Annotated in this window: 9 protein-coding genes; 4 read left to right on the top strand and 5 right to left on the bottom strand. The window is 41.5% G+C overall.

Annotated elements, in window-relative coordinates; genetic code table 11:
* The 4 genes from ACTB1O_RS10845 to ACTB1O_RS10830 all read right to left on the bottom strand — a co-directional run.
* Window positions 1-1,320 (bottom strand): molybdopterin-binding protein (locus ACTB1O_RS10845; RefSeq protein WP_462995153.1); only part of this gene is annotated, 1,320 nt, incomplete at its 3' end.
* Window positions 1,293-2,504, bottom strand: a complete 1,212-nt coding sequence (locus ACTB1O_RS10840) for a molybdopterin molybdotransferase MoeA (RefSeq protein ID WP_462995152.1) — start codon at window positions 2,502-2,504, stop codon at window positions 1,293-1,295. The genes ACTB1O_RS10845 and ACTB1O_RS10840, both read right to left, overlap by 28 nt.
* Before the next feature lie 34 nt (window positions 2,505-2,538).
* A complete protein-coding gene (locus tag ACTB1O_RS10835; protein WP_462995151.1) occupies window positions 2,539-2,724 on the bottom strand; it encodes a hypothetical protein in 186 nt (61 codons plus the stop codon).
* A 69-nt stretch (window positions 2,725-2,793) separates the two neighbouring features.
* Window positions 2,794-2,937 carry a hypothetical protein gene (locus tag ACTB1O_RS10830; RefSeq protein WP_462995150.1) on the bottom strand — a complete coding sequence of 48 codons (144 nt, stop codon included), beginning with the start codon at window positions 2,935-2,937 and terminating at the stop codon, window positions 2,794-2,796.
* A gap of 165 nt (window positions 2,938-3,102) precedes the next feature.
* On the opposite strand from ACTB1O_RS10830, the gene ACTB1O_RS10825 reads away from it, so the two are divergent.
* The 3 genes from ACTB1O_RS10825 to ACTB1O_RS10815 are packed head-to-tail and all read left to right on the top strand — an operon-like array spanning window position 3,103 to window position 6,162.
* Complete coding sequence (locus ACTB1O_RS10825) at window positions 3,103-4,182, top strand: ABC transporter substrate-binding protein (RefSeq protein WP_462995149.1); 1,080 nt, start codon at window positions 3,103-3,105, stop codon at window positions 4,180-4,182.
* 13 nt (window positions 4,183-4,195) lie between these two features.
* A complete protein-coding gene (locus ACTB1O_RS10820; protein ID WP_462995148.1) occupies window positions 4,196-5,296 on the top strand; it encodes a methyltransferase in 1,101 nt (366 codons plus the stop codon).
* Between the two features lie 20 nt (window positions 5,297-5,316).
* A complete protein-coding gene (locus ACTB1O_RS10815) occupies window positions 5,317-6,162 on the top strand; it encodes a Rossmann-like domain-containing protein (RefSeq protein ID WP_462995147.1) in 846 nt (281 codons plus the stop codon).
* Window positions 6,163-6,234: 72 nt separating this feature from the next.
* Here the strand turns inward: ACTB1O_RS10815 and ACTB1O_RS10810 are convergent, their stop codons facing one another.
* On the bottom strand, window positions 6,235-6,828 hold the full coding sequence (locus ACTB1O_RS10810) for a PH domain-containing protein (RefSeq protein ID WP_462995146.1): 594 nt from the start codon (window positions 6,826-6,828) through the stop codon (window positions 6,235-6,237).
* Window positions 6,829-6,960: 132 nt separating this feature from the next.
* On the opposite strand from ACTB1O_RS10810, the gene ACTB1O_RS10805 reads away from it, so the two are divergent.
* A complete protein-coding gene (locus tag ACTB1O_RS10805; RefSeq protein ID WP_462995145.1) occupies window positions 6,961-7,533 on the top strand; it encodes a hypothetical protein in 573 nt (190 codons plus the stop codon).
* Window positions 7,534-7,565: the final 32 nt, after the last annotated feature.

Genomic DNA, 7,565 nt, shown 5'->3' with positions numbered 1-7,565 from the left:
TATGATTCCCCCCATATTACCTGTACTGGCGTTATGAAGGATTACCCCCTTCTCCCTTAAAAGTCCGGACAAATGCCCGAGTGCAGGGTCTGCCATTCCTGTTATCAGAAGTGAACTCTCAGCATGTTCGCGGCTCCGTGTAAGAGTGACAGAAACACTCTCCCCCGCGGCATATCCCTCAAGGGGGGCGGGCATTCTGAGAAATGCATTGGATCTTATGGATGCCATCTGAACACCGGCACCTCTTGACTGCTGTGACGCAAGATACCTGCCGTTGATTGCTGCAACTGATAAAAGAACGAATTCATCGTATCCGACATTTGATGTTATGTCAGTTGCCAAAACCGCGTCAATAGTCTCCTGACGGGGCCCTTCAAATCCCCATGAATCAAGCAGCGGCCCTAAAAACTCCCTTAATACCACCTGTGCAGATATAGGATATCCGGGAAGTCCGATCACAGGTTTTCCGCTGACCTTTCCAAGTATCATTGGTTTTCCGGGCATCATCGCTATTCCATGGAATATGAGTTCACCCAAATCCTCAATAACGCCTGCCGTAAAATCCTTTGTTCCGGCCGATGAGCCTGCCGAGACGATTACGATATCATTCTCCAAAGCAGCTTTTTCTATCGCTTTTCTGATATCATCAGGATTATCCGGCGTTATCGGATGGGAGTCTGCTCTCACATTTCTCTCCGAGAGCCAGACAGAAGCCATAGGGATGTTGCTTTCAACAACCTGACCGGGACCGGGAACAACCCCTATCTCTACAAGTTCGCTTCCTGTCGGAATCAGACCTGCCGAGAGGGACTGCACTTTGAGCTCTTTTATCCCGTATGTACCGAGAGCACCTATATCAAAAGGACTGATGCAGTGCCCTTTCGGAATTATGAGATCATCCTCTTTTATGTCCTCACCGGCAGATCTTAAATTCTGCCAGGGTCTTGCCGATTTTCTGACCGAATATCCGCCTTCCTCCTCCCAGGTATCCTCAATCATAACAACGGAGTCAAACTCAGGCGGAACAAAATTGCCTGTATTAACCCTCAGAAAACTCTCAAGCTTAACAGGTCTCTGCTCGGTTGCACCGACTGTCTCAATACTTTTTACAGAAATTCCGTCCATCGCCGCAACATTTACAGGAGGAACAGAGTATCCTGCATATACAGACTCAGAAACAACCCTGCCTGAGGACTCACATAAGGGCACAGTCTCTGAGGTATCCGGTTTTTCAAAGATGGAGATTGCCTTTTTTACTGCTTCATCAAGGCTTATCTGTGAGAGATACCTCTTTACCACAAAAATACCTCCACTTCGCATCCGGCTTCAAGCCCCTCACATCCTCCGGGGATTTTTACAACGCCGTCACTCTCAACAATTGTGTTTAAAAGGCCGGATTTTCCAAACAGAGGATGTGCACTTTTATCATCCAAAATTCTGACTCTCACATACTCCTCTCTTCCCTTTTCCGATGAGATATTAATGGAAAGTTTTGCTTTCATCAAAGACTCCTCATCTTCAGGGAATCCTGCAAGCTCCCTTATCATATGACGCCCGATAACAGAGAGCACCATATAGGTCGCCGCAGGATGACCCGGAATTCCGATAAGAGGCGTTTCATTGATTCTTCCGATTATGGTCGGCTTTCCGGGCGCAAGCATAACGCCGTGGGCCAAAACCTCGCCAACAGAATAGACCGCCTGTGCGGTTACATCCTTTAAGTCCTTTGAACTTCCGCCGGATATTAAAATGAGATCGCACTCCGAAGGGGCCTTTTTTAGTATTTCCTTTAACTCTTCGGCATCGTCTCTTACAATTCCAAGATGCTTTGGGATACAGCCGTGTTTTTTTGCAAATCCTGAGCAGAGATAACTGTTTACATCCCTGACCTCTCCTAACTCAGGCTTTTGTGATACAGGAACTATTTCAATTCCGGTTGATATTATACCGACAACAGGTTTTCTCCTTACCGGCACGTTGGCACACCCGATTGCGGCGAGTGCCCCGAGATCTGATGCTGAAAGGACTCTTCCCTTTTTAAATACAACCTGGCCTTCCGCGAAATCCTCACCCTCAAGGATAATATTTTCTCCGACTGCAACAGGTCTTTTTATTAAAACATCGCCTGCGACCTCGTCTGTGTACTCAACCATCACAACGGAGTCGGCACCGTCCGGCATTCTCCCGCCTGTCGGGATGTTTAGGCATTCGCCTTTCTTTACTGACTGCATCTCCCCGACACCCATCGGAATTCTGCCCTTAAGCTTAAGCATCGCCGGCATGAATTCGGTTGCATTTGTGGTATCAGATGCACTAACCGCATAACCGTCCTTCCACGACCTGTCAAATCCGGGAATATTTATATCAGATATTGCATTCCGTGAGAGCACTCTTCCAACCGCATCCTCCAGTGACACATATTCTTCAGGTAACTGCGGGACAATGCTTTTTGCAAGTTTTACTGCCTCATCAACGGTTATAAGATTTAAAAAAGTAGATTTCATCGGTAATAATCCCCGTAAAAAAGATATTGCGGCTTTATTTAAAGCAGCCGAGTTTACAGCCCCGAATCTTAATCTGAGATGTATTGCAGTATTTGCCAATATCCTCTTCAGGTATGCCGAACCTTTCTGATATTGAACGGGCCTGAGGGCAGGTTATTACAGCCCCTATTCCTTCTTCTTTCAGAATACCTGCTATTTTTTCCTTATACTCTGAGTCCATATATCATTATTGCTTTACAATAAATTAGAGTTTACGTAATTGTATAAACAAAAAATATGGATGAAAAAATTATTTAGCTGCAATTTTATTAAGAATCTGTTTTATTTCCTTTAATTCAGCTACTATTTTGGCATTACTCTCTTCGGATGTGGATTCGTCATCGCTGCCTCCGGTCGCGGCTGCGACAGCACCCTTACTTCTGACAAAATCCATTATCATTTCACGCAGAGGTTCTGGATCTAAAATACCTCTATTTCCTTAAGTTAAGAACTCATCACAATATCCAAATTTATTGTTAATCTTTTTTAATTAACATATGTATTTTATCAACTATACATTTATATCGTATGTTCAAAAGACTAAATAAAAAGTGATTCTATGGACAAAATCAAAAGAAATCTAATTATTCTTGTTGTAGTATTTTTTCTGGTCATAATTTCAGCAGCTATCTGCATTCAGAGCACTAATTCCAGCGAAAATGTAAAAAACACACATATTATTACAGATATGGCAGGTAAAGAAGTTGAAATTCCGACAGAAATCAAAAGTGCTGTTATTACATGCTGCGGAGGCGCAAGCCATGAATTTGCCGTCCTTGGTGCTTCGGATCTTGTAAAGGCCCATCCTAAAAAATGCATCTCTGACAATCTCCTTAAAATAATACAAAGTTATGGAGATCTCTCTGATGTAGGCTCTTTTAACAATATAAACTTAGAAGAGATTCTTTCTCTCAATCCCGATGTTGTAGTTGCAAGCGTTACATCAGGTGAAGGAAACGAAATGATCGAAAATGCAGGCATTCCGGTAATAAGAGTTCTCACCGGAAAAGCAACTCTTGAGAAACTGCCCAAAGAATTTGAAATGATGGGAGAGGTTTTAGGACAAGAACAAGAGGCAGCAAGACTGGTCTCATACTGGAATGAAAAACTAAAAATGGTTGAAGACAGAATCTCGGATATTCCTGAAAGCGAGAGAAAAAGTGTCTATTACATGCTTGGCAATACCCTGCATACAAACGGCGGAGACTGGTGGGGACAGGATTTCATTACAGCAGCAGGCGGAATTAATGTAGCTGAAAATCTCACCAATACACGCGATATCAACCTGGAGGAGCTTTTTAACTGGAATCCGGAGGTAATAATCATCAGCAGCAATGAAGGAACCTACATCCCAGTAGAAGATGTAATGAGCAATTCACAACTCTCTGATATCAAAGCTGTTTTAGACAACGAACTCTACGAATGTCCGATAGGAACCTTCTGGTGGGACAGGCCGTCACCTGAGACTCCGCTTGGTATAATGTGGCTTGCAAAGACACTCTATCCTGAAGAATTTGAAGACATTAGCATTGTGGATGAAACCCGTTCATTTTACAGTGAATTCTATAATTACAATCTGACAGACGATGAGATTGAGGATATACTGAACCCTGATACATGTCAGTCCTGCAGAAATTAGAGGAGGAACAAAAATGACAGATATTAATAAACAGCTCAGTGATCTTAAAATTCCTGACGGTATCGGAAAGATAGATGAGATCATAAATGGTTACAGGTATTATTCCGTACTTGCTGCGGCTCTTGAGACTGACCTTTTTGACTGGCTGGATAAAAACGGACCTTCAGACAGGGAGATCATTACAGATTCACTTGGATACAACGGAATGTTTACCAGGTGTTTTTTAACGACACTTGAGGATATGAAACTCATATCGGAAGAAAATGAACTTTATTCAAACACAGATCTCTCTGAACAATTTCTCCTTTCTAAAAATCAGTTTTATCAGGGTGATCTCATTCTTTCACAAAAAGAGAGTTCCTCAAAATGGAAAGAACTTGCAGAAAGCATAAGGAATAAAGAAGAAATAATCGCAGGATTTGAAGAAGGGCCGACCCACAGGCATCTTAAAACTATCGCACAGAGAGGAATCCGCGGAGAGATTCAGACAGTTGCATCCAGAATATTCCTATGGAAAGGATTTTCAAAGTCAAAAAAAGTCCTTGATATTGGAGGAGGGCACGGTCTGTACTCTGTTTGTTTGTGCCAGAAAAATCCAGATTTGCATGCCGTAATACTTGATAAACCGCATGTTGTACAGCTTACATCAGATTATATCGAAGAATATGGAATGCAGGATCAAATCTCGGTTGTGCCCGGAGATATGACAATAGAAATTCCGGGAGGCAGTTATGACATAATCATGATGTCGCATATTCTTTATAAGTTCAGAAAAGATCTCCCCTCTATTTTTAGCAGAATATCAGAATCGATGAACAAAAACGGCCTTTTAGTGCTGAATCACTGGTTTTGCAGTCCGGGATGTCTTCCGGAAACAGGGTCTGCCGTAAACGATCTTGAAAAGTCGCTTATCAGTTTCGGGCATCCGCTATGTTATCCTGATGAATTTGCCAGGATTTTGAATGAAAACGGCTTTGAAATTATTGAAATGTCAGGTGTCCCGACAGCATACGGCAATTCCACCCTTCATCTGGCAGTCTATACAGATTCCCGCAATATTTCGACAGAAAATAGAAGTGAAAATGAAGAAATCTGCAAATGCAAATTATCATGAATTTAAATGAGGTAAATCACATGAAAAAAAGCAATTCAAATAAAGATCTGATTATCAGAGAAACAATAGAGAATATAAAGCAAATTCTCGGAGAAAAACTTGATGAAATAAAAGTGGAAAGGGTGGTAATAGGCATATTCTTCACCGGAGTCAAACTGAACACCGGTGAAGGCGGACTATGTTTTACACCTGTAAAAGCAATTCCGGAGGCAGTCTGTTGTCCAAGTTCTGCAAGAGCAATGCCAAATTCAGGTTCACTTACAAAAAGATCTTTGTCTTCATATTTTGAGGACGCACTCTCTGAAAAACCAATTAAAAAAGCACTGGCAATAGCAGTAATTAATGCCCTCTCACTTGTATGCTGGAATATAAATCCTCCACAGGGATATGAAATAACAAGAGGTATTGATGCAATGGAAAAGGTTGAGATATATGACGATGACTTTGTGGTTGTCATAGGCGCTCTTGCTCCGCTTTTAAAAGTACTAAAAAAACGCAATAAGCCCTTTACCGTTATAGAAAAAGATCCACGTACCTTAAAGCCTGACGAGATGCCGTTTTATGTTCCTTCCGAAAAAGCAGACGAATACGTCCCAAAGGCTGACCTGCTCGTAATTACCGGAACAACACTTATAAACAGTACACTTGAGGATCTTTTAAGCCTTGCAGGTGAAAATACCCGCATAGTTGTCATGGGACCTACCGCAAGCATGCTTCCGGACGCATTCTTCAAAAGAGGTGTAGATATTCTTGGAGGAGATATTGTTAAAAAGCCTGATGAATTGCTTGATATTATTGCTGAAGGGGGATCAGGGTATCACTTTTTTGAAAAATCTGCAGACAGAGTTGTTTTTACAAAAAAATAATCAATAAGATACCATATTTCAGAGTTATCTATGAATAATTTTCACAGATAAAACTCTTTTTTCAGGATCTTTTTATTTTTCAGCTATTTTTTTAAGAATCTGCTTTATCTCCTTTAATTCGGCTAAGACATCGTCGTTTACCATCCCCGAGGAAATATCGTCATCGCTGCCTCCGGTCGCGGCTGCGACAGCACCCTTACTTCTGACAAAATCCATTATCATCCCACGCAGAGGTTCTGGATCAGTTATTCCCTTTATGCTTATTTCAGCTGTTTTCTGCGCCGAATATCCGGCAGTCTGAATTCTCAGGTTTGATATTTTAAAAAGCCTCATTAAAGGGCCCTGGACGATATCGACGTTGGTGATTCTGTTATAAGGCACAATTCCGGTCTGTCTGAACCAGACTCCTCTCTTCCACGTCATCTCGGTTCTGTTCAGATGATAGACAATAGATCTGTAGTAGAGCGGATTCCAGACCGCAGTTACAATCAGCGCAAGAACAAGTGATGCAACGACGAGATAGCTGACAAGGGCACTTTCCATAGCCAGTCCAAGCCATGAAACACAGAGCCATATCACTATTACCAGAGATGAAACTGTGATCAGATTATATATTTTAAACTGCGGAGCCGGTTTAAAGTCCTTTAAGAGTCCTGGTTTATCCATATTAGAAATATGAGAAAGATACATATAAATTTGGGGGGTTTTTTGGAAATCCTCTAAGATGTAGGAAATTTTCAGGATCATGCCGGTCCGGATTGAAAAGGTTTATCGCCAATAACAAATACTAAATTTTACATGAAGATTTATTCAGCCGCTTTAATAATTATTGTTATATTTGCAGTCCTCCTGTCCGCAGGATGCACCGGCACTGAGAGCACCTACAATGCTGAAAGTCCAGTCATTTCGCCGGAAAGCACTGCTGTTACCTCTGCTTCTCCTACAAATTCACCAACAGAGACTGTAACAGTTCCTCAGTCCGATTCACCAAAATATACTGCAGGAATAATTGTATCAGACAATAAAGGAACCCTGAAATTAATCACGGCATACAATGAAATAACTAATAAATACACCATCAGGACACTCTTTAAAGACAATCAGGGCAATAAAAATGAGGCATATCTCAAAAAGGACAGTTCTTTTAAAGAGCTTGGCACATCATTTGACAACTATAAATCCTTTGATTCAAAATATCCGGAATTATATGATGACTTAAAAGCAAATCCTGATACTGACTCATACTACAACTATGTTACAAAAACAGGAAACCGGATTTATGTTTATACAGAAAGTGCAGTCCCGACATATATCGGATATCTCACTCCGGACACCTTTGATTCAATGGACTTTGTAAATACAAAGGCATAAATTAGATTATCGCCCCCCTCAAATTTTTTTTT

Source organism: Methanomicrobium sp., assembly GCF_055145805.1.
The sequence above is the reverse complement of the archived record's forward strand: the minus strand, read 5'-3'. Positions and strand labels throughout refer to the sequence as shown.